At 71.9% G+C, this 20,658-nt stretch carries 24 protein-coding genes; 18 read left to right on the top strand and 6 right to left on the bottom strand.

Annotated elements, in window-relative coordinates; translation table 11 throughout:
• The first annotated feature begins 25 nt into the window (after positions 1–25).
• From sufD to ACZ6JY_RS23030, 6 genes are read left to right on the top strand one after another with little or no spacing between them, the layout of a single operon-like run.
• Complete coding sequence (gene sufD, locus ACZ6JY_RS23055) at positions 26–1,207, top strand: Fe-S cluster assembly protein SufD (RefSeq protein ID WP_469198286.1); 1,182 nt, start codon at positions 26–28, stop codon at positions 1,205–1,207.
• Positions 1,204–1,536, top strand: coding sequence for a non-heme iron oxygenase ferredoxin subunit (locus ACZ6JY_RS23050; protein WP_469198284.1), 333 nt, complete (start codon positions 1,204–1,206; stop codon positions 1,534–1,536). Before sufD ends, ACZ6JY_RS23050 begins: the two co-directional genes overlap by 4 nt.
• 5 nt (positions 1,537–1,541) lie before the next feature.
• Complete coding sequence (gene sufC, locus ACZ6JY_RS23045) at positions 1,542–2,306, top strand: Fe-S cluster assembly ATPase SufC (RefSeq protein WP_469198282.1); 765 nt, start codon at positions 1,542–1,544, stop codon at positions 2,304–2,306.
• Positions 2,303–3,571: a cysteine desulfurase gene (locus ACZ6JY_RS23040; protein WP_469198280.1), complete on the top strand. Its 1,269-nt coding sequence runs from the start codon at positions 2,303–2,305 to the stop codon at positions 3,569–3,571. The genes sufC and ACZ6JY_RS23040 overlap by 4 nt, the downstream gene beginning before the upstream one ends.
• 15 nt (positions 3,572–3,586) lie before the next feature.
• Positions 3,587–4,060: a Fe-S cluster assembly sulfur transfer protein SufU gene (gene sufU, locus ACZ6JY_RS23035; RefSeq protein ID WP_469198278.1), complete on the top strand. Its 474-nt coding sequence runs from the start codon at positions 3,587–3,589 to the stop codon at positions 4,058–4,060.
• Positions 4,057–4,404 carry a metal-sulfur cluster assembly factor gene (locus tag ACZ6JY_RS23030; RefSeq protein ID WP_363247051.1) on the top strand — a complete coding sequence of 116 codons (348 nt, stop codon included), beginning with the start codon at positions 4,057–4,059 and terminating at the stop codon, positions 4,402–4,404. The genes sufU and ACZ6JY_RS23030 overlap by 4 nt, the downstream gene beginning before the upstream one ends.
• A 112-nt stretch (positions 4,405–4,516) precedes the next feature.
• On the opposite strand, the gene ACZ6JY_RS23025 is transcribed toward ACZ6JY_RS23030, so the two are convergent.
• Complete coding sequence (locus ACZ6JY_RS23025) at positions 4,517–5,425, bottom strand: DUF7847 domain-containing protein (protein ID WP_469198275.1); 909 nt, start codon at positions 5,423–5,425, stop codon at positions 4,517–4,519.
• Between the two features lie 366 nt (positions 5,426–5,791).
• On the opposite strand from ACZ6JY_RS23025, the gene ACZ6JY_RS23020 reads away from it, so the two are divergent.
• The 5 genes from ACZ6JY_RS23020 to ACZ6JY_RS23000 all read left to right on the top strand — a co-directional run bounded on the left by ACZ6JY_RS23020 (position 5,792) and on the right by ACZ6JY_RS23000 (position 9,930).
• Positions 5,792–6,112, top strand: coding sequence for a DMT family transporter (locus ACZ6JY_RS23020; RefSeq protein ID WP_469198274.1), 321 nt, complete (start codon positions 5,792–5,794; stop codon positions 6,110–6,112).
• Entirely contained in the window at positions 6,112–6,657 is a 546-nt protein-coding gene (locus tag ACZ6JY_RS23015; protein WP_469198272.1) for a TetR/AcrR family transcriptional regulator, read from the top strand. Before ACZ6JY_RS23020 ends, ACZ6JY_RS23015 begins: the two co-directional genes overlap by 1 nt.
• A 285-nt stretch (positions 6,658–6,942) precedes the next feature.
• On the top strand, positions 6,943–7,932 hold the full coding sequence (gene dapD / locus ACZ6JY_RS23010; protein WP_469198270.1) for a 2,3,4,5-tetrahydropyridine-2,6-dicarboxylate N-succinyltransferase: 990 nt from the start codon (positions 6,943–6,945) through the stop codon (positions 7,930–7,932).
• A gap of 205 nt (positions 7,933–8,137) precedes the next feature.
• A complete protein-coding gene (locus ACZ6JY_RS23005; RefSeq protein ID WP_469198769.1) occupies positions 8,138–8,701 on the top strand; it encodes a SigE family RNA polymerase sigma factor in 564 nt (187 codons plus the stop codon).
• Complete coding sequence (locus ACZ6JY_RS23000) at positions 8,698–9,930, top strand: YncE family protein (protein WP_469198268.1); 1,233 nt, start codon at positions 8,698–8,700, stop codon at positions 9,928–9,930. The genes ACZ6JY_RS23005 and ACZ6JY_RS23000 overlap by 4 nt, the downstream gene beginning before the upstream one ends.
• On the opposite strand, the gene dapA is transcribed toward ACZ6JY_RS23000, so the two are convergent.
• Entirely contained in the window at positions 9,870–10,814 is a 945-nt protein-coding gene (gene dapA / locus ACZ6JY_RS22995) for a 4-hydroxy-tetrahydrodipicolinate synthase (protein WP_469198266.1), read from the bottom strand. The genes ACZ6JY_RS23000 and dapA overlap by 61 nt on opposite strands.
• A 158-nt stretch (positions 10,815–10,972) precedes the next feature.
• On the opposite strand from dapA, the gene ACZ6JY_RS22990 reads away from it, so the two are divergent.
• The 6 genes from ACZ6JY_RS22990 to ACZ6JY_RS22965 all read left to right on the top strand — a co-directional run bounded on the left by ACZ6JY_RS22990 (position 10,973) and on the right by ACZ6JY_RS22965 (position 14,910).
• Entirely contained in the window at positions 10,973–11,395 is a 423-nt protein-coding gene (locus ACZ6JY_RS22990) for a phage holin family protein (protein WP_469198264.1), read from the top strand.
• On the top strand, positions 11,392–12,015 hold the full coding sequence (locus tag ACZ6JY_RS22985; RefSeq protein ID WP_469198262.1) for a DUF3618 domain-containing protein: 624 nt from the start codon (positions 11,392–11,394) through the stop codon (positions 12,013–12,015). Before ACZ6JY_RS22990 ends, ACZ6JY_RS22985 begins: the two co-directional genes overlap by 4 nt.
• Positions 12,012–12,278: a DUF4235 domain-containing protein gene (locus ACZ6JY_RS22980; protein ID WP_447036670.1), complete on the top strand. Its 267-nt coding sequence runs from the start codon at positions 12,012–12,014 to the stop codon at positions 12,276–12,278. Before ACZ6JY_RS22985 ends, ACZ6JY_RS22980 begins: the two co-directional genes overlap by 4 nt.
• A gap of 137 nt (positions 12,279–12,415) precedes the next feature.
• On the top strand, positions 12,416–13,216 hold the full coding sequence (locus ACZ6JY_RS22975; protein WP_469198260.1) for an SGNH/GDSL hydrolase family protein: 801 nt from the start codon (positions 12,416–12,418) through the stop codon (positions 13,214–13,216).
• A gap of 99 nt (positions 13,217–13,315) precedes the next feature.
• Positions 13,316–14,053: an antibiotic biosynthesis monooxygenase gene (locus ACZ6JY_RS22970; RefSeq protein WP_469198258.1), complete on the top strand. Its 738-nt coding sequence runs from the start codon at positions 13,316–13,318 to the stop codon at positions 14,051–14,053.
• A gap of 98 nt (positions 14,054–14,151) precedes the next feature.
• Positions 14,152–14,910 (top strand): SRPBCC family protein, encoded by a 759-nt coding sequence (locus tag ACZ6JY_RS22965; protein WP_469198256.1) that lies wholly within the window; start codon positions 14,152–14,154, stop codon positions 14,908–14,910.
• Between the two features lie 21 nt (positions 14,911–14,931).
• Here ACZ6JY_RS22965 and ACZ6JY_RS22960 read toward each other — a convergent pair whose 3' ends face one another.
• Positions 14,932–16,785 (bottom strand): endonuclease/exonuclease/phosphatase family protein, encoded by a 1,854-nt coding sequence (locus tag ACZ6JY_RS22960; RefSeq protein ID WP_469198254.1) that lies wholly within the window; start codon positions 16,783–16,785, stop codon positions 14,932–14,934.
• Between the two features lie 220 nt (positions 16,786–17,005).
• On the opposite strand from ACZ6JY_RS22960, the gene ACZ6JY_RS22955 reads away from it, so the two are divergent.
• Positions 17,006–18,457 (top strand): hypothetical protein, encoded by a 1,452-nt coding sequence (locus ACZ6JY_RS22955; protein ID WP_469198252.1) that lies wholly within the window; start codon positions 17,006–17,008, stop codon positions 18,455–18,457.
• 59 nt (positions 18,458–18,516) lie between these two features.
• Here ACZ6JY_RS22955 and ACZ6JY_RS22950 read toward each other — a convergent pair whose 3' ends face one another.
• The 3 genes from ACZ6JY_RS22950 to ACZ6JY_RS22940 form a co-directional block, all read right to left on the bottom strand.
• Positions 18,517–18,966 (bottom strand): hypothetical protein, encoded by a 450-nt coding sequence (locus ACZ6JY_RS22950; RefSeq protein ID WP_469198250.1) that lies wholly within the window; start codon positions 18,964–18,966, stop codon positions 18,517–18,519.
• A 27-nt stretch (positions 18,967–18,993) separates the two neighbouring features.
• Complete coding sequence (locus ACZ6JY_RS22945; RefSeq protein ID WP_469198248.1) at positions 18,994–20,160, bottom strand: chymotrypsin family serine protease; 1,167 nt, start codon at positions 20,158–20,160, stop codon at positions 18,994–18,996.
• Positions 20,161–20,228: 68 nt separating this feature from the next.
• A complete protein-coding gene (locus ACZ6JY_RS22940) occupies positions 20,229–20,426 on the bottom strand; it encodes a hypothetical protein (RefSeq protein WP_469198246.1) in 198 nt (65 codons plus the stop codon).
• Positions 20,427–20,658 lie beyond the last annotated feature (232 nt).

The raw sequence follows: 20,658 nt of genomic DNA, 5'->3' as shown, positions 1-20,658 counted from the left end.
GCAGAGAGAGAGCACGACGACAGCCATGGCTGAGGCTCAGAATATCCCGGTCGGGTCGACGACCGCCGGATCCATCGCGGTGGCCGCCGAGTCCACCGTCGCCACCCGCATGAGCGCGCCCCCGTCCTACGACGTGGCGGACTTCCCGGTCCCCCACGGCCGCGAGGAGGAGTGGCGGTTCACGCCGCTGGAGCGCCTGCGAGGTCTGCACGACGGCACCGCGGTCGCCGACGGCGGCATCCGCGTCGAGGTGAGCGCCCCCGAGGGCGTCACCCAGGAGACCGTCGGCCGGGACGACGCGCGCGTCGGCAGGGCGGGCAAGCCCGTCGACCGCGTCGCCGCCCAGGCGTACTCGTCCTTCGAGAAGGCCTCGGTCGTGACCGTCCCCAAGGAGACGGTCCTCACCGAGCCCATCCGTATCGCCGTGCACGGCGAGGGCGGCACCGCCTTCGCCCACCAGGTGATCGAGCTCGGCGCGTTCGCCGAGGCCCTCGTCGTCATCGACCACACCGGTGACGCCGTGCTCGCCGCCAACGTCGACTTCGTCGTCGGCGACGGCGCCAAGCTCACCGTCGTCTCCGTCCAGGACTGGGACGACACGGCGGTGCACGTCGCCCAGCACAACGCGCTGGTCGGCCGCGACGCCTCCTTCAAGTCCGTGGTCGTCACCTTCGGCGGCGACCTGGTCCGCCTGCACCCGCGTGTCCACTACGCGGGCACCGGCGGCGAGGCCGAGCTCTTCGGCCTGTACATCACGGACGCGGGCCAGCACCAGGAGCACCGCCTCCTGGTCGACCACAACACCCCGCACTGCAAGTCCAACGCCGTCTACAAGGGCGCGCTCCAGGGCGACGACGCCCACGCGGTGTGGATCGGCGACGTCCTCATCGAGGCCGCCGCCGAGGGCACGGACACGTACGAGATGAACCGCAACCTCGTGCTGACCGACGGCGCCCGCGTCGACTCGGTGCCGAACCTCGAGATCGAGACCGGCGAGATCGTCGGCGCGGGCCACGCCTCGGCGACCGGCCGCTTCGACGACGAGCAGCTCTTCTACCTCCAGTCGCGCGGCATCCCGGAGGACGAGGCCCGCCGCCTGGTCGTCCGCGGCTTCTTCGCCGAGCTCGTCCAGCAGATCGGTCTGCCGGACGTCGAGGAGCGCCTCATCGCGAAGATCGAAGAGGAGCTGGAGGCGTCGGCCGTATGACCACCGACCAAGCCCGGTTCGTTCGGGCCTGTGGGCTGAGCGAGCTGGAGGAGGACACCCCGAAGCGGGTGGAACTCGACGGCACGCCGGTCTCGGTCGTCCACACCGAGGGCGAGGTGTTCGCGATCCACGACATCTGCTCGCACGCGAACGTCTCCCTCTCCGAGGGCGAGGTGGAGGACTGCCAGATCGAGTGCTGGCTGCACGGCTCCAGCTTCGACCTCCGCACCGGCAAGCCGTCCGGCCTTCCCGCGACGCGCCCCGTCCCCGTATACCCCGTAAAGATCGAAGGGGACGATGTGCTCGTCTCCGTCACCCAGGAGTCCTGAGGCACATGGCAACGCTTGAAATCCACGACCTGCACGTCACCGTCGAGGCCGACAACGCCACGAAGGAGATCCTCAAGGGCGTCGACCTGACCGTGAAGCAGGGCGAGACCCACGCCATCATGGGCCCGAACGGCTCCGGCAAGTCGACGCTCGCCTACTCCATCGCGGGTCACCCCAAGTACACGATCACGCAGGGCACCGTCACCCTCGACGGCGAGGACGTCCTGGAGATGTCCGTCGACGAGCGTGCCCGCGCCGGCATGTTCCTGGCCATGCAGTACCCGGTCGAGGTCCCCGGCGTCTCGGTCTCCAACTTCCTGCGTACGTCGGCGACGGCGCTCCGCGGCGAGGCCCCCAAGCTGCGCACCTGGGTGAAGGAGGTCAAGTCCGCGATGGAGCAGCTCCAGATGGACCCCGCCTTCGCCGAGCGCAACGTGAACGAGGGCTTCTCCGGCGGCGAGAAGAAGCGCCACGAGATCCTCCAGATGGAGCTCCTCAAGCCGAAGATCGCGATCCTCGACGAGACCGACTCCGGCCTGGACGTCGACGCCCTGCGCCAGGTCTCGGACGGCGTCAACCGCGTCCGTGAGACCGGTGAGGTCGGCACCCTGCTGATCACGCACTACACGCGCATCCTGCGCTACATCAAGCCCGACTTCGTGCACGTCTTCTCGGCGGGCAGGATCGTCGAGTCCGGCGGCCCCGAGCTGGCCGACACTCTTGAGGCCGAGGGCTACGAGAAGTACACGAAGGGTGGCGTATCAGCGTGACAGCGGCCCACCAGGGGCTCTCCGGCCTCCTCGACACCGAGGCGATCCGCAAGGACTTCCCGATCCTGGATCGCACGATCCACGACGGCAAGAAGCTCGTCTACCTGGACAACGCGGCGACGTCCCAGACGCCGCGCCAGGTGCTCGACGTACTCAACGAGTACTACGAGAAGCACAACGCCAACGTCCACCGCGGCGTGCACGTCCTCGCGGAGGAGGCCACGGCGCTGTACGAGGGCGCCCGTGACAAGGTCGCGGCGTTCATCAACGCGCCGAGCCGCGACGAGGTGATCTTCACCAAGAACGCCTCGGAGTCGCTCAACCTCGTGGCCAACATGCTCGGCTGGGCCGATGAGCCCTACCGCGTGGACCACGAGACCGAGATCGTCATCACGGAGATGGAGCACCACTCCAACATCGTGCCGTGGCAGCTGCTCTCGCAGCGCACGGGCGCGAAGCTGAAGTGGTTCGGTCTCACGGACGACGGCCGGCTCGACCTGTCGAACATGAACGAGATCATCACGGAGAAGACGAAGATCGTCTCCTTCGTCCTGGTCTCGAACATCCTGGGCACGCACAACCCGGTCGAGGCGATCGTGCGCCGTGCGCAGGAGGTCGGCGCCCTGGTGCTGATCGACGCCTCGCAGGCCGCCCCGCACATGCCGCTGGACGTGCAGGCGCTCCAGGCCGACTTCGTGGCCTTCACCGGCCACAAGATGTGCGGCCCGACCGGCATCGGCGTCCTGTGGGGACGGCAGGAGCTCCTGGAGGACCTGCCGCCCTTCCTCGGCGGCGGCGAGATGATCGAGACCGTGTCGATGAACTCGTCGACGTACGCCCCCGCGCCGCACAAGTTCGAGGCCGGCACGCCGCCGGTCTCCCAGGCCGTGGGCCTGGGCGCGGCCGTGGACTACCTCTCGGCCATCGGCATGGACAAGATCGCCGCTCATGAGCACGCGATCACCGAGTACGCGGTCAAGCGGCTCCTGGAGGTCCCCGACCTCCGGATCATCGGCCCGGCGTCGGCCGAGGACCGCGGCGCCGCGATCTCCTTCACGCTCGGCGACATCCACCCGCACGACGTGGGCCAGGTTCTGGACGAGGAAGGCATCGCGGTCCGCGTGGGTCACCACTGCGCCCGCCCCGTCTGCCTCCGTTACGGAATTCCTGCGACCACGCGAGCGTCGTTCTATCTGTACTCCACGCCCGGGGAGATCGACGCTCTCGTCGACGGCCTGGAGCACGTACGGAACTTTTTCGGCTGAGGGGCTGGCTGGGACGTGAAGCTTGATTCGATGTACCAGGAAGTCATCCTGGACCACTACAAGCACCCGCACGGGCGTGGTCTGCGCGATGGCGACGCCGAGGTGCACCATGTCAATCCGACCTGCGGTGACGAGATCACCCTGCGTGTGAAGTACGACGGATCGACGATCGCCGACGTGTCGTACGAGGGCCAGGGCTGCTCCATCAGCCAGGCCAGCGCATCCGTCCTGAACGACCTCCTGGTCGGCAAGGAGCTCGACGAGGCGCAGAAGATCCAGGGCGTGTTCCTGGAGCTGATGCAGTCCAAGGGCAAGCTGGAGCCGGACGACGCGATGGAGGAGGTCCTGGAGGACGCCGTCGCGTTCGCCGGGGTCTCGAAGTACCCGGCGCGGGTGAAGTGCGCCCTGCTGAGCTGGATGGCTTGGAAGGACGCGACCGCCCAGGCACTGGGAGACACCGACGGGGCCGCTGAAAGGAAGACGGCATGAGCGAGAACGGTACGCAGGAGACCCTGACGACGAAGCCCGCTTCGGAGGAAGAGGTCCGCGAGGCGCTGTACGACGTCGTCGACCCCGAGCTGGGCATCGACGTCGTCAACCTCGGACTGATCTACGGCGTGCACATCGACGACGCGAACATCGCGACGATCGACATGACGCTGACCTCGGCGGCCTGCCCGCTGACGGACGTCATCGAGGACCAGGCGAAGTCCGCCACCGAGGGGATCGTCAACGAGCTCCGGATCAACTGGGTCTGGATGCCGCCGTGGGGCCCGGACAAGATCACGGACGACGGCCGCGAGCAGCTTCGCGCGCTCGGGTTCAACGTCTGAGGCTCATGTGACGACGGCGGTCGATTCCGCCGGAAGGGCCCCCCGCGCCATGGCGCGGGGGGCCCTTCGTCGTACCTGCGTCGTACCTTCGTCGTGCCGGGGGCCGGCGGTGTCACCGCCCGTCCGGGGAGGCCTCCGCCAGCGCGTGGGCCAGGCCCTCCTTGCGGATGCGGCGGTCGATGTAGAGAAGGGCGGTCACCAGGGGCAGGAAGACGGTGGCCAGCAGTTGGGCGAGGAGCGTGCCGACCAGGCCGACCAGGGCGAGCGGGAACTGGGAGCGGAGTACGTCGAAGAAGATCTCGGCGGCGGAACCGCCCGGGTCCGGCTCCGGCGGCGCCGGGGCCAGGAAGCTCATCGGGACGCGGAACAGCATGGACACCGCCATCACCATGCCCCCGGCGAGCAGCGAGAGGCCGAACGTCCGCCACCACGCGCCGCGCACCAGCCGGGCCGAGCGGCGCAGCGCGGTCAGCGGGCCCGCCGACTCCAGGACCGCCGTGGCGGGCGCGAACGCGAACAGGACGTACAGCCACGCCGCCAGCGGGATCACGAGGAAGAAGAGCAGGAGGAGCAGCAGGACGGGGGCGAGGGAGTCGGTCCGCACCGACACGAAGAAGCCGAAGAGGAGCAGGGCGAACGCCACCACCGGCAGCAGCAGGATCAGCGCGAGCAGCACCGTCACGGCCGTCACCGCGGGGGTGCGCGACCAGGCCCTGCGCCACACCGCGCCGAACGTCGCGCGGCGGCCGATGACCGCCTCGTGCAGGGTCGCCGCGCAGGCCGCCTGGATGAAGGAGTTCACGGCGAGGCTGGCCAGCAGGCCCGTCAGCCAGACCGCGCCGAACGCCAGCAGCAGCGGCCGGCCGTGCTCCCAGGAGAAGTCGGCGTCCGCCGCGGACAGCGCGCGGAGGTCGTCGCGGGTGGCCGCGTACGCGAGGAGCAGGGCGCCCGTCATGACCGCGGCCAGGACCCCGTACGCCGAGGCGGCCGTGCCGAACAGCGGCTTGGCGTAGCGCCGCATCGTGGCGAAGGTGCCGCCGAGGATGTCGCCGACGTCGAGCGGGGCGAGCGGTATGACCCCCGGCTTCGGCGGAGGCGGCGGGGGCGGCCCCCACCCTGCCGGCCCCCACCCTGCCGGCCCCCACCCTGCCGGCCCCCAGCCGGGCGGGGGCGGCGGTGCGACGGGCGGACCTCCGTATGGCGGCTGTGGCTGCTGAGGTCCCCACCCCGAGGTGTCCGGCATCGCGTCCGTGCTCCATGTGTGTCTCACGCCCCTGTGGTCCCCCCACAGTGATCGCGTCACCTTAGCCCCCCGCGCCTCCGCGTCGAGCCACAGGTCCGCCGCCGTTGCGTACGCCCGTACGCAACGTTATGTACACTCGTACGCATGGGATACGCACTGCTGGCCGCGGCCATCGCGGCGGAGGTGGCCGGGACCACGGCCATGAAGTACAGCGAGGGGTTCAGCAGGCTGTGGCCGTCACTGATCACGGTCGCGGCGTATCTGGTGGCGTTCACGCTGCTCGCGCAGACCCTGAAGACGCTGTCCGTGGGCACCGCGTACGCGATCTGGGCGGGCATCGGGACGGCGGCCGTCGCCGGGATCGGCATGCTGTTCCTGGGGGAGAGCACCAGTGCGGTCAAGGTGGCCGGCATCGCGCTGGTGATCGCCGGCGTCGTCGTGCTCAACCTGGGAGGTTCCCACTGATGCCCCGTCGCTACGACCCCGAGCGCCGGCAGCGGATCATCGACGCCGCGATCAGGGTGACCGGCGCGAAGGGGATCGGCGGGCTCAGCCACCGCTCGGTGGCGGCCGAGGCGGACGTGCCGCTGGGCTCGACGACGTACCACTTCAAGACGCTGGACGAACTGCTCGTGGCCGCCCTGCGCCAGGCCAACGAGGGCTTCGCCAAGGCGGTCGTCGCCAGCGGCGCCTTCGAGGACCCGCGGGCCGACCTCGCGGGTGAGCTCGCCGCGCTGCTCGGCGAGTGGCTGGCCGGGGAGCGCGCGGGCGTCGAGCTGGAGTACGAGCTGTATCTCGCCGCCCTGCGCAGGCCCGCGCTGCGGCCGGTGGCCGCCGAGTGGTGCCAGGGCATCGGCGACGAGCTCGCGGGACGCGTCGATCCGGTCACGGCGCGGGCGCTGGTCGCCCTGATGGACGGCATCTGCCTCCAGGTGCTGCTGACGGACACACCGTACGACGAGGCGTACGCGCGAGAGATGCTGAACCGGCTCCTCGCGCCGGGCGGCTGATCCCGCCGGGAGGGCGATCCAGCTGGGCGGCTGCTCCGGCTGGGCGTCTGGTTCCGCAGGGAGGCTGCTCGCGCCGGGAGGCTGATCCCTCCGGGCGGTCGATCCTGCCGAGCGGGTGCTCCCGCTGGGAGGCCGCTCGCGCCGGGCGGGCGATCCCGCTGGGAGGCTGCTCCCGCTGGGCGTCTGGTTCCGCCGGGAGGCTGATCCCGCCGGGGGTGACGGCTTCCCGGCTCGGAGCATGAGACCGGTTCGCCCGCGCGGCGCCGCTCCGGTTAGGTTTCACCCATGACCGACACGACTGCTACTCGTACCACCGGCGCCGTCGCCGCAGGCCTTGCCACCATCGCCGCCGACGGCACCGTCCTCGACACCTGGTTCCCCGCGCCCGAGCTCGTCGCCGAGGCCGGCCCGGCCGGCAGCGAGCGGCTGACCGCCGAGCGCGCCGTGGAGCTGCTCGGCGAGGGCGCCGCCAAGGCCATCGGCCCCGACGCCCGCCGTGGCGTGGAGATCGTCGCCGTACGTACGGTCATCGTGTCCCTGGACGACAAGCCGCTGGACGCCCACGACGTCTACCTGCGCCTGCACCTGCTCAGCCACCGCCTGGTCAGGCCGCACGGCGTGAACCTCGACGGACAGTTCGGCTTCCTCGCCAACGTCGCCTGGACCTCGCTCGGCCCGGTCGCCGTGGACGACGTCGAGAAGGTACGGCTCAACGCCCGCGCCGAGGGCCTGCACCTCGCCGTGACGTCCGTCGACAAGTTCCCGCGCATGACGGACTACGTCGCGCCGAAGGGCGTCCGCATCGCCGACGCCGACCGCGTCCGGCTCGGCGCGCACCTCGCCGAGGGCACCACGGTCATGCACGAGGGCTTCGTGAACTTCAACGCGGGCACCCTCGGCACCTCGATGATCGAGGGCCGCATCTCCGCCGGTGTCGTCATCGGCGACGGCTCCGACATCGGCGGCGGCGCCTCCACCATGGGCACCCTCTCCGGCGGCGGCAACGTCCGCATCGTCATCGGCGAGCGCTGCCTCATCGGCGCGGAGGCGGGCGTCGGCATCGCGCTGGGCGACGAGTGCGTCGTCGAAGCCGGCCTCTACGTCACCGCGGGCACCCGCGTGACGATGCCCGACGGACAGATCGTCAAGGCCCGCGAGATCTCCGGCGCCTCGAACATCCTCTTCCGCCGCAACTCGGTCACGGGCACGGTCGAGGCCCGCCCGAACAACGCGGTCTGGGGCGGCCTGAACGACATCCTGCACAGCCACAACTGACGCACGCGGAACGGCCCGGCTTCCCCGCCGCGCGCCGGACCCCGCTCGCTTCACCGGAGCGGCCACCCTGAGAGGTGGCCGCTCTTTCTCTTGCCCGGCGGACGCCCGGCGGATATTTCTCCGCGGGCAGGCATAGCGGGGAGCGTCCGGACCCGTCCTCACCTGTGCGGGAGGGCAACAGGCCCACCAGGGAGCGAAGGTGACGATGGATGCCGAAGAGCAGAACAGCTTCCGGGAGTTCGTGGAGACCCGATCGTCGGCCCTGCTGAAGACCGCCGTGCTGCTCAGCGGCGGCGACCGGCACGCGGCGGAGGACCTGCTCCAGAACGCCCTCGTCAAGGCGGCGGGCCGGTGGCGTCGGATCGACGAGCCGGAGGCGTACGTACGGCGGATCCTGTACCGCCAGCAGGTGAGCCGGTGGCGGCTGAAGTGGCCCCGCCGCGAACTGGCCGTCGCCGAGCCGCCCGAGAGCCCGTCGGCCGAGAACGGCACGTCCGCCGCCGAGCTGCGGATCGTGCTGCGCGGCGCGCTCGCCAAACTGACCGCGCGCCAGCGGACCGTGCTGGTCCTGCGCTACTTCGAGGACCTGCCGGAGGCGGAGGTCGCCCGGCTTCTCGGCTGCACCGTCGGCACCGTGCGCAGCACCACGCACCGCTCCCTCGCCCGGCTCAGGAGCCTCGCCCCCGAACTGGCGCGGCTGGACGGGCCGGACGGGCCGGACACCGGCACCCGTCCGCACTCCACCGACTTCTCGCCCATGGAGGTATGACCGTGAACGTGGAAGAGCTGGTGCGCGAGTCGCTGAAGGAGCAGGCCGAGCAGGGCGGCCCCCTGCCGGGGGACTTCGCCGGCCGGGTGCTCGCCGCGCGGCGGCGCCGCAGGAACCGTACGATCGCGGGCGCCTCGCTCGCCGTCGCGGCGGCCACCGTCGTGGCGGTGGCGGTGCCGGGCCTCGACGCGGATGCCGGGCGGCAGGAGACGCGGACCGCCAGCGAGCTGCGGGCCGGCGACGTCGTCGCGCACCCCGGACAGACGCCGCCACGCGAACTGATCGCGGCGGGTGACATGGCGCTCGCCGCCTACAGCACCGCCAAGCGCGTGCCGCAGGGCAAGGGCGTCGAGATCAACACCCGCACCTACCGGCTGCTCGACCAGAAGACCGGCACCTACAAGAAGGACACCCGGTGGTCCGTGCTGGCCGTAGCGCCGGGCATGCGCACCGCGGCCGTCCTCGAACGCGAGCTGCCCGCCCGGCGGGTCGGTCTCCTCGACATGGTCACGGGCAAGGTCGAACGGTGGATCGAGACGCCTCGCGGGGCCGGCGGCGTCGAGTTCTCGCCGGACGGCACGAAGCTGGCGGTGACGACGTACGGGGAGAACCCGGACCGGTTCGACATGGACAATCCCATGTCCGACGGCGAGGGCAAGGAACCCGGCCCCGCCACTCCCAGCAGGACCGGTTTCTACGTGATCGACGCGGCGTCGGGCGACTCCGCCTGGAGCGCGGTGAAGACGAAGGCCGTCAAGCTCGGCCCGGCGAGCATCAACACCCGTCAGGACTTCGCCTTCAGCCGGGACGGCAGCCTGCTCTGGTCGGGCCTCACGTCGGCGCCCCACCAGCAGTACTACGACTTCGGCGGCCGTGAGAGGAGCACTCCCGCGAAGGAGCGGCATCTGCACTGGATGGACACGGCCGGCCTCTCGCCGAGCGGGAAACTCGCCGATGGCGGCTTCGTGGGCAGTTCCAGGACCACGGCGTCCGAGATCATCGACTCCGTCACCGGCAAGCGCGTCGCCAAGGTGCCCGGCCAGCAACTCGTCGCCTGGGCCGACGAGAAGCGGCTCATCGCCTGGGACATCGCCTCCGGCTCGAACGAGTACCGGCAGCGCCTCGTCCTCGTCACCATCGGGAGCGGGAAGACCGTCCCGCTGAGCGGCTACCGGTCGCCGGACTTCGGCTCGGCAGGGCGCTGGTACCCGGTCTTCGCCGCCCGGTAGGCCGCGAGCAGCCCCTCGGTCACCGCGCGGGACGCGGGCAGCAGCGGTGGCCGCACCGGGCCCGCGGGGAGGCCGAGCTCGGTGAGCAGGGCCTTCGCGGTGACCGTGCCGGGCAGGCCCGCGGCCATCATCAGCTCGATGAGCCCGGTGGCCGCGAGCTGGCCTTCGCGCGCGGCCGCCGTGTCGCCCGCGTCGTACGCGTCGAGGACCGCCCGTACATGCGCGGGGATCGCGTTGGCCACCGTGCTGACGCACCCCGCCCCGCCCACCGCGTACAGCGCCAGGCTGTACTCGTCGCAGCCCGCGTAGTACGCCAGGTCCGTCCGGGCGATGACCTTCTGGCTGCCGAGGATGTCGTACGCGCAGTCCTTCACGCCGACGATCCGCGGATGGTCCGCGAGGCGCAGGACCGTCTCGGGGTCGATACGGGTGCCCGTGCGGCCGGGGATGTCGTAGAGCAGGGCCGGCAGCCCGCAGGCGTCCGCGACCGTGCGGAAGTGCGCCGCCACGGCGTCCTGCGGGGGCAGGCTGTAGTACGGCGTGACCACCAGCAGGCCGTGCGCGCCCGCCTTCTCGGCCGCCAGGGCCTGTTCCACCGTCCGCCGGGTGTCGTTGCTGCCGACGCCTGCGACGATCCGGGCGCGGTCGCCGACCGCCTCGGTGACGGCGCGGATCAGGGCGGACTTCTCGGCGGTCGTCGTGGTCGGCGCCTCGCCGGTCGTGCCGGACAGGACGAGACCCTCGCAGCCCTCGGCCACCAGGTGAGCGGCCAGCCGCTGAGCGCCGTCGAGGTCGAGGGCGCCGGTCTGCGTGAAGGGCGTGATCATCGCGCAGAGGGCGCGGCCGAAGGGAGCGGGGGCGCGAGTGGTCGCTGAGGCGGTCATGCGGCAAGTCTCGGCCCGCCGACGCTGAAGCTCCACTTAATTCTTCTACGAGGTGAATGACAGTAATGCTACGAGGTGCGGAGCGGTGCTGGGCGACCGGGGATAGCCGGGCGCGGCCCGGGTACCCGGGCCCCCAGCCCAGAAGGGAGGCGGCACACGTGACCGGGACCATGGACGAGCGGCCGGCGCACGAGCAGGCACAGCACTCGGTGGGAGAGCTCATCGAGCGGGCCACCACACAGCTCTCGGACCTCGTACGGCAGGAGATGCGGCTCGCCGGGCAGGAACTGACGGAGAAGGGCAAACGCGCGGGGCGCGGCGGCGGGCTCCTCGGAGCGGCCGGCGCGGTCTCGTACGTCGGGCTCATGGCCCTGGCGGCCACGGCCGTCGCGGCGCTCTCGCTCGCGCTGCCCGTGTGGGCCTCCGCCCTGATCGTCACCGGCGTGCTCTTCGCCGTGGCCGGGGTACTCGCGGTGCTGGGACGCGGGCAGCTGGCCCGCGCGGTTCCGCCCACGCCGCAGGGGGCGATGGACAGCGTCAAGGCGGACGTCGAGGAGATCAAGGAGAGGGCGCACCGATGACGAAGACGCCCGAGGGCCCGAAGAACACGGGTGCGAAGGGGCCGGACGAGTTGCGCCGGCAGATCGAGGAGACCCGCGGACAGCTCGGCGAGACCGTCGAGGAACTGGCCGCGAAGACGGATGTGAAGGCCCGCGCCCGGCACCGGGCGGACGTGGTCAAGGGCCAGGTACGAGGAACGGCGGCGCAGGTGCGGGAGAAGGTCACGGAGCAGGCGGCACGCGTCAAGGACAAGGCGTCGGACGAGAAGGGCCAGGCCGCCGAGGGCGCCGCCCTGGCCAAGGGCAAGGCTGCCGAGAGTGCCGCCCTGGCGAAGGGCAAGGCTGCCGATGGTGCCGCCTTGGCGAAGGGCAAGGCCGTCCAAGGGGCTGCCCTGGCGAAGGAGGCCGTGCTCGGCGTCAAGGCGCGGGCGGAGGAGAGCCCCGCCGTGACGCAGGCCGAGCAGAAGGTCGCCGAGACCGCGCGCCGGGTGCGGGAGAACGCGCCCGAGCCGGTCAGGACCGCCGCGGACAACGTCGTCCGCACCGGCGGCCGCCACCCGGGGAAGCTCGCCGCGGCGGGCGCGGGGGCGCTGATCGTCTGGATGGCACTGCGCCGCCGCGGGAAGGCCGGCCGCCGATGAGCAAGACGAAGATCCTCTACAAGCCGCTCGGCATGGGCTTCGGCCTGCTCGGCGGCATGCTCGCCAGCGCGCTGTTCGACCGCGCCTGGAAGGCGGTGGCCGGCCAGGACGACGCCCCGGACGCCCACGACGAGGACCGCGCCTGGGGCGAGATCCTCGCCGCTGCGGCCTTGCAGGGCGCGATCTTCGCGGTGGTCAAGGCGGCGGTGGACCGCGGCGGCGCGGTCGGCGTGCGCCGCGTCACCGGCCGCTGGCCGGGCTGAGCGCGAGCAGCCGGGCCGGATGGGACAGTCGGCCCCGCTGAGCCGTCGGACGGCCGTGTCCCCGGGCGGGGCGCGGCCGTCCGTGGTGTGTGCGAGGCCGCGTTGACGGGGCCGGAGGCGCGGAGGAAGCTCGGGCCATGAGCTTTGCGGAACCGCATCCCTATACGCGCTACGTGGCGATCGGCGACAGCCAGACCGAGGGCGTCGGAGACGGTGACGACGCCCTGGGGTACCGGGGGTGGGCCGATCGGCTCGCCGAGATCCTCGCCGAGGGGCGGCCGGACTTCGGTTACGCCAACCTCGCCGTGCGCGGCCGGCTGACGGCGCGCATCAAGGCGGAGCAGCTCGGGCCCGCCCTCGCGCTGAAACCGGACCTGGTGACCGTCATGGCGGGCATGAACGACCTGGTGCGCCCCGGCTTCGACGCCGCGCGGATCGCCGCCGACATCGAGGAGATGTTCACCGAACTCACCGGGGCGGGCGCGCGGGTGGCCACCGTGACCTTCCCCGACATCGGGCGGATCGTGCCCCTCGCCCGCCGGGCGCTGCCCCGCGTCCTCGAACTCAACGCCCGGATCAGGGCGGCCGCCGACCGGCACGGCGTGGTCGTGCTCGACACGTTCCCGCACCGCGTCACCACCGACCCACGGCTCTGGAGCGGCGACCGCCTGCACGCGAGCCCGCTGGGCCACGCCCGCATCGCCGCCGGGATGGCGGACGCGCTCGGCGTGCCGGGGCACGAGGGCTGGCGCGGGACACTGCCGCCGCTGCCGCCCATGTCCGTCCTCGGCGAGGTCACGGGCGAGGCCCGCTGGCTCGCGGGGTTCATGGGCCCGTGGCTGTGGCGGCGCCTGCGCGGCCGCTCATCGGGGGACGGCCGGGTGCCCAAGCGCCCCGATCTCGCCGAGGTGTCCGCGCCGGATCACGAAAAGGCTTGACCTGAAGCGCGCTTGAGGTCGGAACGTGGTGCGTACGAGGCGCCGGCCCCGCAGGGCCCGGCACTCGCGCCCACCGAAGCCGACGGACGGACGACAGCCATGTCTGCGACCAGCACACCCCAGACCCTCAGCACCGGCACCCACCCCGACCCCGCCCGCGCCGACGTGGGCCTCACCTTCGTCAGCACCTGGCGCACCGGCTCGCCCGAGCGGCAGCGGGACACGTTGATCGCCATCGCGCGGGCCTGGGAGAGCCGCCCGTGGCCGCACCCGGGGCTCCTCTCGTACAACGTGTACGCGGGCTCGGACGGCTCCACGGTCATGCACTACTCGCAGTGGCGGGACGAGGAGGCCTACGGGGAGTTCTTCGCGCACTCAGGGAACGGCAGGGACGCGCGGAACGCCGACATCGACGCGGCCGTGCCGGGCATCGAGCGCCTCGGACTGACCAGGACGCGGCTGTACCGCAGCGGGCCCGGTGACCACCGGGCGCGGCGCGAGCCCGGCGCGATCGTGACCGTGCGGGTCGACTTCGACGCCCCCGACCCCGGCCGTGCCCGCGCCTGGGTGGACGGCGTCCTGGACGCCCTCGGCGGCGATCCGGTCGAGAGGCCGGGGCTGCTCGGTGCCCACTTCCACGTCAGCACCGACGGTGCAACGGTGATCAACTACGCCGAGTGGGAGAGCGAGCAGGCCCACGCCGACGCGCTCGCCGCGGCCGGCGAAGGGATCGGATCACCCACACCCGAGTGGCGAAGGGTGCGGGAGTTCCCCGGCGTCGTCCAGGACGACGCGGTCTCCCGCCACCGGTTCGCCTACGGCTTCCTACCGAGCTGAGCGTAGTTTCCCCGCTCGCCCCGCCGCCGACCGCCGCACCCGCCTGGACAGGCCCAGACGGCGGCGGGACGGTGGAGACTCCACCCCAGGGAGTCGGCATGAGCGGCAGCGGAACCGGCAGGTCCGGCACCGGCAAGGAGTTCGAGATCGCCCGGGAGTTCGAGGTCGAGGGCTCCCCGGCGCAGGTCTGGGCCGCGCTCACCACCGGCACCGGCGGCTGGCTCCGGCCCATGCTCTACGAGCCGTGCGAGGGCGGCAGCGCCCCGCACGGCGGGACCGTCGTCCGCTGGGACCCGCCCCACCGCCTGACCGCCCGGGTCGAGGACCCGGACGCGGTGCCGGGCCAGAGCCTGGACCAGGTCGACCACACCATCGAGCCCCGCGACGGCGGCCGCCGCTGCCGGCTGCGCCATGTGCACAGCGGCGTCTTCACCGGCGACTGGGACAGCCAGTACGACGGCGCCGTCAAGCACACCGACTTCCACCTGCACACCCTGGCCCAGTACCTGGCGCACTTCGTGGACCGCCAGGCCGTCTACTCCGGCCTCAACGGCCCGCCCGCGTCACGCGCCCCCGACGCCTTCGTCCGCCTCGCCCGGGCGCTCGGCATCCCCGACGACGCGACCGAAGGCGCCCGGGTCCGCGCCGGGGGACCGGGCGAGGAGCTGAACTGCGTAATCGACTTCCGCAGTCGGTACTTCATCGGGCTGCGGACGGACGACACCATGCACCGCTTCTTCGGCCGCAACCACTTCGGCGCGCCGGTCGCGCTGAGCGTCCACGACTTCGGGGCGCACGCCGACGCCAAGCGCACCGAACTGGCCTGGCAGGACTGGCTGCACCACCTCTACGGCTGAGCCGGCCCCGCCCCGGGCGGCCTACGGGCGGAAGCGCAGCACCTGCGGGTCGTGGTCGCTGTTCTGCTCGGCGAACTCCGCGTTGATGTGCACACTGTCGTAGCTGAAGCGGTTCCCGACGCCGGGGCTCGTCAGGATCTGGTCGAGGACCTGCGCGTTGCCCTGGTAGACGTACGAGTACCGCTCGCTCCTCGGCAGCGACTCGACGGCCGGACGCAGGGCGCCGCCGTCGGTGAGGGCCTCGGTGGTGCCCGAGAACTCGAAGTCGTTGATGTCGCCGAGCACGACGACGTCCGCGTTCCGCTGCGCCTCGCGGATGTCCTTCACGAAGCCGTTCACGGCCCGCGCCTGGAGCAGCCGCTGCTCCTCCGACGAGCGCCGCGGCGGCTGGTGGTGCGAGGTGAGCCCCTCGTCGCCGCCCTTGGACGCGAAGTGGTTGGCGATCACGAAGACCGTGCGGCCCCGGAAGACGAACTCACCGGCCAGCGGCTTGCGGCTGTTCGTCCACGCCGCGTTCTGCGGGTCGACGCGGCCCGGGGAGCGGGTCAGCGCGGCGCGGCCCTTCTCCCGTACGGCCTCGGTGGGCGTCGTCGCGTCGCCGCCGGAGCGCTCGGTGAACGAGACGCGCGCGGGGTTGTAGAGGAAGACCTGACGGATGTTGCCGCCGGGCTCGCCGCCGTCCTTGTTGTTCTCCGGGTCGATGGAGCGCCAGGCGTAGCGCGGCCCGCCCGCGGCGACGATCGCGTCCGTGAACTTCCTCAGGGTCGTCTCCGCCGACACGGTGCCGTCGTTCTTGGCGCCGTTGTCGTCCTGGATCTCCTCCAGGGCGACGATGTCGGGCGACGCGAGGTTCTCGACGACGGCCCCCGCGAGCGCGTCGAACTTCGTCTGCGGGTCGGTCGGGTCGAGGTTCTCGACGTTGTACGTGGCGACCGCGAGCTCGCCCTTGCCCTGCTTGCGCGTCTTCTCCCGCTCCAGGCCGCTGTCCCGGACGTCGCCCAGCTCACGGGCGGTCAGGGTGTAGCCGCCGAACTGGTTGAAGTCCAGCGGGCCTTCGGTGGTGCCGCGCAGGACGTCCCCCACGTCCGCCTTCGGGAAGGGCCGCTCGGAGACCGGGGCGAGCTGCTGGATCTGGAGCCGGCCGCCGTTCTGCGCGGAGTAGGAGCCGTAGACGGTGCCGCCGCGCCGGTTGGCGTTCTCGTGCGGCTTCACCGTCACCCACAGCTCGTTGTACCGGTCGGTCGCGCCGACCACGCGCGAGCTGCCGATCCGTACGTTCATGCCCTCCAGGGACTCGTACCGGTCCAGGGCGTAACGGCTGGGCCGCAGGGGCAGCGCGTTGATGCTGCCGCCCCGCGCGGGGTCACCGGCGGGCGCGTAGCGGTCGGGCACGGACTTGGCGGTGATCGTTGCCGGCGCGGGCAGGGCGTTGCCGGAGGACTCCACGGTCACCGTCGGCCTGGTGATCTGCGTCAGGGACTGGTTGCCGGAGCCGGTGCCCCCGGGCACGTACTCCCCGACCGTCCCCGAGACCCGTACCGCGTCGCCCGGCTCGACCGTGGGCGCCGCCGAGCCGGTGAAGACGAAGACGCCCTCGCTGGTGGCCGCGTCGCCGTCCGCCGTGCCGTCGGGGGACTGGATCCAAAAGCCCTTGGAGCCGTAGCCGCGCACGCCGGTGACGATGCCGGACACGTCGCTGACCTGCTGCCCCGCCAGGGGCGACGTACGGGTGTCGCCCTGGATGTCATGGATGCGGACCGCGTCGGCAACGGCCGCGGACGAGGTGACGGCGAGCAGGCCGGCCGCCAGGGCAGTGGCGAGCACGGCGCTGACGGCGGCGGATCTCGGAAGGCGGGGCGTCGATATGTGAGGCATCTGGGACTCCGGATGAGGGTGGAGGAACGAAGCTGCGGCACAGGGCCGACCGGGTGCTCTACGCGCGTCAATCTCTTGCCTGACCAGGGGAGTTGTCAAGGTTGTACGGGTGTTCCCGCGCTGTACGTTTCCTGACGGGGACATGAACCGGGCGGCATGGTGCCAAATCCGTCTAGGCTTGCGCACTGCAGAGCCCGTACCTCCGGAGGAGAACCAGCCGATGTCCGTAAGCCCCGCCACCCTGCCGCCGGTGCTGCTGCACTCCGAAGCGGAGCTCGCGCGGGCCGCGCTCGCCACCCCGCTGCTCTCCCGCGCCGTGAGGCTCGCCCGCTGGGCGGGGCCCGGGACCCGGGTCGGCGCGGGCGGTGAGCTCGTCGACGCCCAGCTCCCCGCGGCCGCCGCCGAACTCGGCCTCGCGGCCGACGACCCGGACGCCGCCGCGCACGCCAGCGAGGCCTGGCGGATCGCCGTGGACACCGGGCTGATCGACGTCACGGACGCCGAGGAGGAGGGCGCGGAGGGCACCGTCACCCAGGGCGAGGACCTCGCGGTGCTCTCCGGGGGCAGTCCGCAGGACGTCCTCGCCGTCTGGCTCGGCGCCCTGGACACTGTGTACGCGGACGCCACCGTGCCCGACATGGACAACCTTCTCGACGTCCTGGAGGAGAACGGCGAGGTCGACTTCGCCGAGCTCGGCTGGGACCCGCAGGCCGAGGCCGACTTCCTCGACGGGGTCCTCGGCAACCTCTACCTGCTCACCGTGGGCGACGCCGCGGGCGGGGAGGGACCGGTGCCGCTGCCCGCGCTCGCCGCCTCGATGATCGTCCCCGACGACATGGGCGAACCCACGGACGACGTCCTGGAGCAGGTGTCGGACGCCATGATGAAGCTCGACGACCAGTTCCGGCTCTTCGAACCGCTCGGCCTCGTCGAGTACCAGCCGGTGGACGAGGCCCTCATGGCCGAGATCGACGACGCGGAGGAGCCCGCCCCCGTCGACGACGAGGACGTCTCCCGCTACGGCATGGTCCGGCTCACCCCGCTCGGCCTGTACGGCGTCCGGGCCCGCATGCTGGAGGCCGGCGTCGACGCGCCCGCCGTCGGCGACCTCGCGGACAAGGGCGCCGACGCGCTCCTCGAAGGCACCTCCGGCTTCCCGCAGGGCGCCGCGCAGGCCGAGATCGTGCAGTGGCTCGCCCGGCACGAACCGCTGGACGCGGCACGGGAGCTGCTCGCCGCGGCCCGCGGCGGCGACGAGAACGCGCCGCTGCGGCGGCTCCGCTGCCAGCAGGCACTCTCCCTGGTCGGCGGCGAGGCCGAGCCCGCGCTGCGCGAGGTGCTCGACGACGCCGAGCTCGGAGGGCTCGCCAGGGTCTGGCTGACCGAGCACGGGGCCGCGGACGTGCCCGCGCCCTCGGAGGCGCTCATCTTCTGGCTGACCATCGACACCCTGGCCGCGCAGCTCGCGGCCGAGGGCAACTCCGACGAGCTCCAGGGCCTGGTCGAGGGCCTCGCGCAGCAGCACAGCGGCTTCTTCGCCACGGCGTGGCGCGTGGAGCACCCCGCCACGGCGGACGTCCTGGAGGCGATGGGCCGCCTGCACCCGGACAAGAAGGTGGCGAAGGAGGCCCGCAAGGCGGCCTTCAAGGCCAGGTCGCAGCAGGGGCTGTAGACCGGAGCGGGCCCCGCACAGCAGGGCCCGCCCGGCGTCCGCTCACCGTGCCGCGGGCGTCAGCACTCGTACCGCGTCGTGTGCTTGAAGGACGACGTCGCCCCGTCGAAACCGTAGGTCCCCCGGTAGGCCGGAGGGTTCTGGTACTCGCCCACGATCGTGATCGTCGAGGCACAGCTGCCCTGACCGGCGCGCTTGGCGTCCAGGCGGAGCGTCTCGCCGACCGTGCCGCCCGTGATGTCCCACGGCGCGCCGCAGATGCCGGCGGTGATCTGCCCGCCGGTCACCACGTGCGGATAGGTGTTGGGGTTGTACTTCACCTCGATGGCGAAGGTGACCTGGCCGCTGTGGAGCGTCAGCCTGCACCCCGTCGACAGGTCCTGCGCCGACACGTCGGCGATCCGCGAGGCGAACGCCTCGTCGCGCGTCTTGACCTCGGCGCCCTGCGGATTGTGGAAGCGGCGCTCCGTCCGCGACCGGCCCTTCTCCCCGCGTGCCTGTGTGGTCATGGGAAATCCTCCTTCCAGTCCTGACCGTCAGGCCAGCAGCTCGGCGATCTCCACGCGCAGCAGCGCGCGGACGTTCTCGATGTGGTTGACCACGGTCACGGTCGACGACCCGGCGAAGAGCAGGCCCACCGCGACGTCGTCCTGCGAGGTGACCAGCGAACCGGAGTCGCCGCCCGCGGAGATGTTCGTCGTCAGGATCTGGTCCTTGAAGCGGGCGGTGCCCGCCGTGCCGTAGTTGACGTCGATGGTCGCGTCGACCGCCATGATCCGGCCGAAGCTGATGTTCGTCGTACGCCCGGTCTTCTTCACCAGGTCGCCGACGGCCACGTTCGCCTTGCGCCGCCAGGCGCGCGGCGCACCGCTGAAGTACTGCTCACGCGTCGCGTCCTGGAAGTCGACCGAGCCGAGCGCCGCGTCCACGACGTTGTTGTGCCGCTCCAGCGGGATCTGCGGGGCGAACTGGATGGTGATGAACCGTTCGAGGACCGCGATGCGGTCCGCCGGGTCCTGGCCGCCGTCGAAGACGCCCGGCTGCACGATCGCGCTGCCGAGCTGCGCCCGGTTGGAGTCGGCAAGGACGTGGTTGTTGGAGAGGACGTAGAACTTCGCCGGGACGCCGAGCCCGGAGCCCGGCGGATCGACGGAGGCGCCGGGCAGGAAGTCGTAGACCACGCTGCCGAGCGTGCCCGCGGTCACCCGGACGTTGCCGACCGAGAAACCGGAGGGGCACGGGCGCATCCGGCGCTTCAGGAGCTGCGGCTCGAACGCGCCGAGCCCCCCGAGCTCCTCCAGCTGCGGCTGGCCGAGGCCCGAGAGCTGCTCGCTGACGCCGCCGTCGGGGCCGTACGCCACCGGGGCGCGGTCCTCGGCCCGGCGACCGCCCGGCCTGCTCTGCCTGCGCTGTGCCGCGATGTGGCCGACCGCGACGACATCGGTCGGGGTGCCGTCGTCCATCCGGCTCGGGACGACGTCCCGCTCGGGCAGCATGGAGTCCGGGACCTTCTGGGTGACGAAGATCAGGACGGCGGGTTCGCCGGTGGGCCGGCCGCTCGTCCACTTCACGCCGTGGCCGAAGCCGACGACGTTGGCGAGCGGCTGCTGGGGCCGCAGGAAGTCGGAGACCGCCTGCTGACGGGAGCTGTCGCTCAGCTGACCGCCGGTGGGTCCTCGCATCAGTTCGGGCTGGCTTTCCACGCCAGACCACCTCTTCACCTTGGATGCAGGGTGAGGGTTCCGGGGGCGCGCTCAGGTGCCGCTCCCCGCTACGTGCCGCCGCTCTGCGCGTCGACCTCGCCGATGGCGAGCACGCTCACGGGGACACCTTCCAGCACGTCCGGAACCACGTCTTCGTCGCGGAGCCGCTCACGGGGCACTCGGTGGGTGACAAAGACGACGATCACGTCCTGGCCCGAGTGTTCGTCCCGTCCTGTGCCGACGCCGGTGACATTGGCCAGCTTCATGAGCCGGTCCTCATGGAGGCTGCGCGCCTGATGTGCGTCCACTCGGCCCGCCTCCCCGCGTGGGTGCTGCGGTTGCACGTACGTGCTGTCTATTGCCAGGGACCGCCCGGGTCAAGGTGTGCCGCGCCGATTGCCGGTCCAGGACCAGGTTCACCGAAGGTGGCCCTCCGCGGTCGTGCGCCGTTAAACCGCCGTTCAGAAGCGGGAGCGACCGTTTCCGCTACAGCAGCCA

Source organism: Streptomyces sp. NPDC046335 (assembly GCF_055587985.1).
This window is presented reverse-complemented; position numbering and strand designations above follow the sequence as displayed.

Excerpts from the sequence above, each read along its gene's own strand:
- sufD (WP_469198286.1), top strand. The coding sequence starts at position 26 with ATGGCTGAGGCTCAGAATATCCCGGTCGGGTCGACGACCGCCGGATCC.
- ACZ6JY_RS23050 (WP_469198284.1), top strand. The coding sequence starts at position 1,204 with ATGACCACCGACCAAGCCCGGTTCGTTCGGGCCTGTGGGCTGAGCGAG.
- sufC (WP_469198282.1), top strand. The coding sequence starts at position 1,542 with ATGGCAACGCTTGAAATCCACGACCTGCACGTCACCGTCGAGGCCGAC.
- ACZ6JY_RS23030 (WP_363247051.1), top strand. The coding sequence starts at position 4,057 with ATGAGCGAGAACGGTACGCAGGAGACCCTGACGACGAAGCCCGCTTCG.
- ACZ6JY_RS23025 (WP_469198275.1), bottom strand. The coding sequence starts at position 5,425 with ATGCGGCGCTACGCCAAGCCGCTGTTCGGCACGGCCGCCTCGGCGTAC.
- ACZ6JY_RS23020 (WP_469198274.1), top strand. The coding sequence starts at position 5,792 with ATGGGATACGCACTGCTGGCCGCGGCCATCGCGGCGGAGGTGGCCGGG.
- ACZ6JY_RS23015 (WP_469198272.1), top strand. The coding sequence starts at position 6,112 with ATGCCCCGTCGCTACGACCCCGAGCGCCGGCAGCGGATCATCGACGCC.
- dapD (WP_469198270.1), top strand. The coding sequence starts at position 6,943 with ATGACCGACACGACTGCTACTCGTACCACCGGCGCCGTCGCCGCAGGC.
- ACZ6JY_RS23005 (WP_469198769.1), top strand. The coding sequence starts at position 8,138 with ATGGATGCCGAAGAGCAGAACAGCTTCCGGGAGTTCGTGGAGACCCGA.
- ACZ6JY_RS23000 (WP_469198268.1), top strand. The coding sequence starts at position 8,698 with ATGACCGTGAACGTGGAAGAGCTGGTGCGCGAGTCGCTGAAGGAGCAG.
- dapA (WP_469198266.1), bottom strand. The coding sequence starts at position 10,814 with ATGACCGCCTCAGCGACCACTCGCGCCCCCGCTCCCTTCGGCCGCGCC.
- ACZ6JY_RS22985 (WP_469198262.1), top strand. The coding sequence starts at position 11,392 with ATGACGAAGACGCCCGAGGGCCCGAAGAACACGGGTGCGAAGGGGCCG.
- ACZ6JY_RS22980 (WP_447036670.1), top strand. The coding sequence starts at position 12,012 with ATGAGCAAGACGAAGATCCTCTACAAGCCGCTCGGCATGGGCTTCGGC.
- ACZ6JY_RS22975 (WP_469198260.1), top strand. The coding sequence starts at position 12,416 with ATGAGCTTTGCGGAACCGCATCCCTATACGCGCTACGTGGCGATCGGC.
- ACZ6JY_RS22970 (WP_469198258.1), top strand. The coding sequence starts at position 13,316 with ATGTCTGCGACCAGCACACCCCAGACCCTCAGCACCGGCACCCACCCC.
- ACZ6JY_RS22965 (WP_469198256.1), top strand. The coding sequence starts at position 14,152 with ATGAGCGGCAGCGGAACCGGCAGGTCCGGCACCGGCAAGGAGTTCGAG.
- ACZ6JY_RS22960 (WP_469198254.1), bottom strand. The coding sequence starts at position 16,785 with ATGCCTCACATATCGACGCCCCGCCTTCCGAGATCCGCCGCCGTCAGC.
- ACZ6JY_RS22955 (WP_469198252.1), top strand. The coding sequence starts at position 17,006 with ATGTCCGTAAGCCCCGCCACCCTGCCGCCGGTGCTGCTGCACTCCGAA.
- ACZ6JY_RS22950 (WP_469198250.1), bottom strand. The coding sequence starts at position 18,966 with ATGACCACACAGGCACGCGGGGAGAAGGGCCGGTCGCGGACGGAGCGC.
- ACZ6JY_RS22940 (WP_469198246.1), bottom strand. The coding sequence starts at position 20,426 with ATGAAGCTGGCCAATGTCACCGGCGTCGGCACAGGACGGGACGAACAC.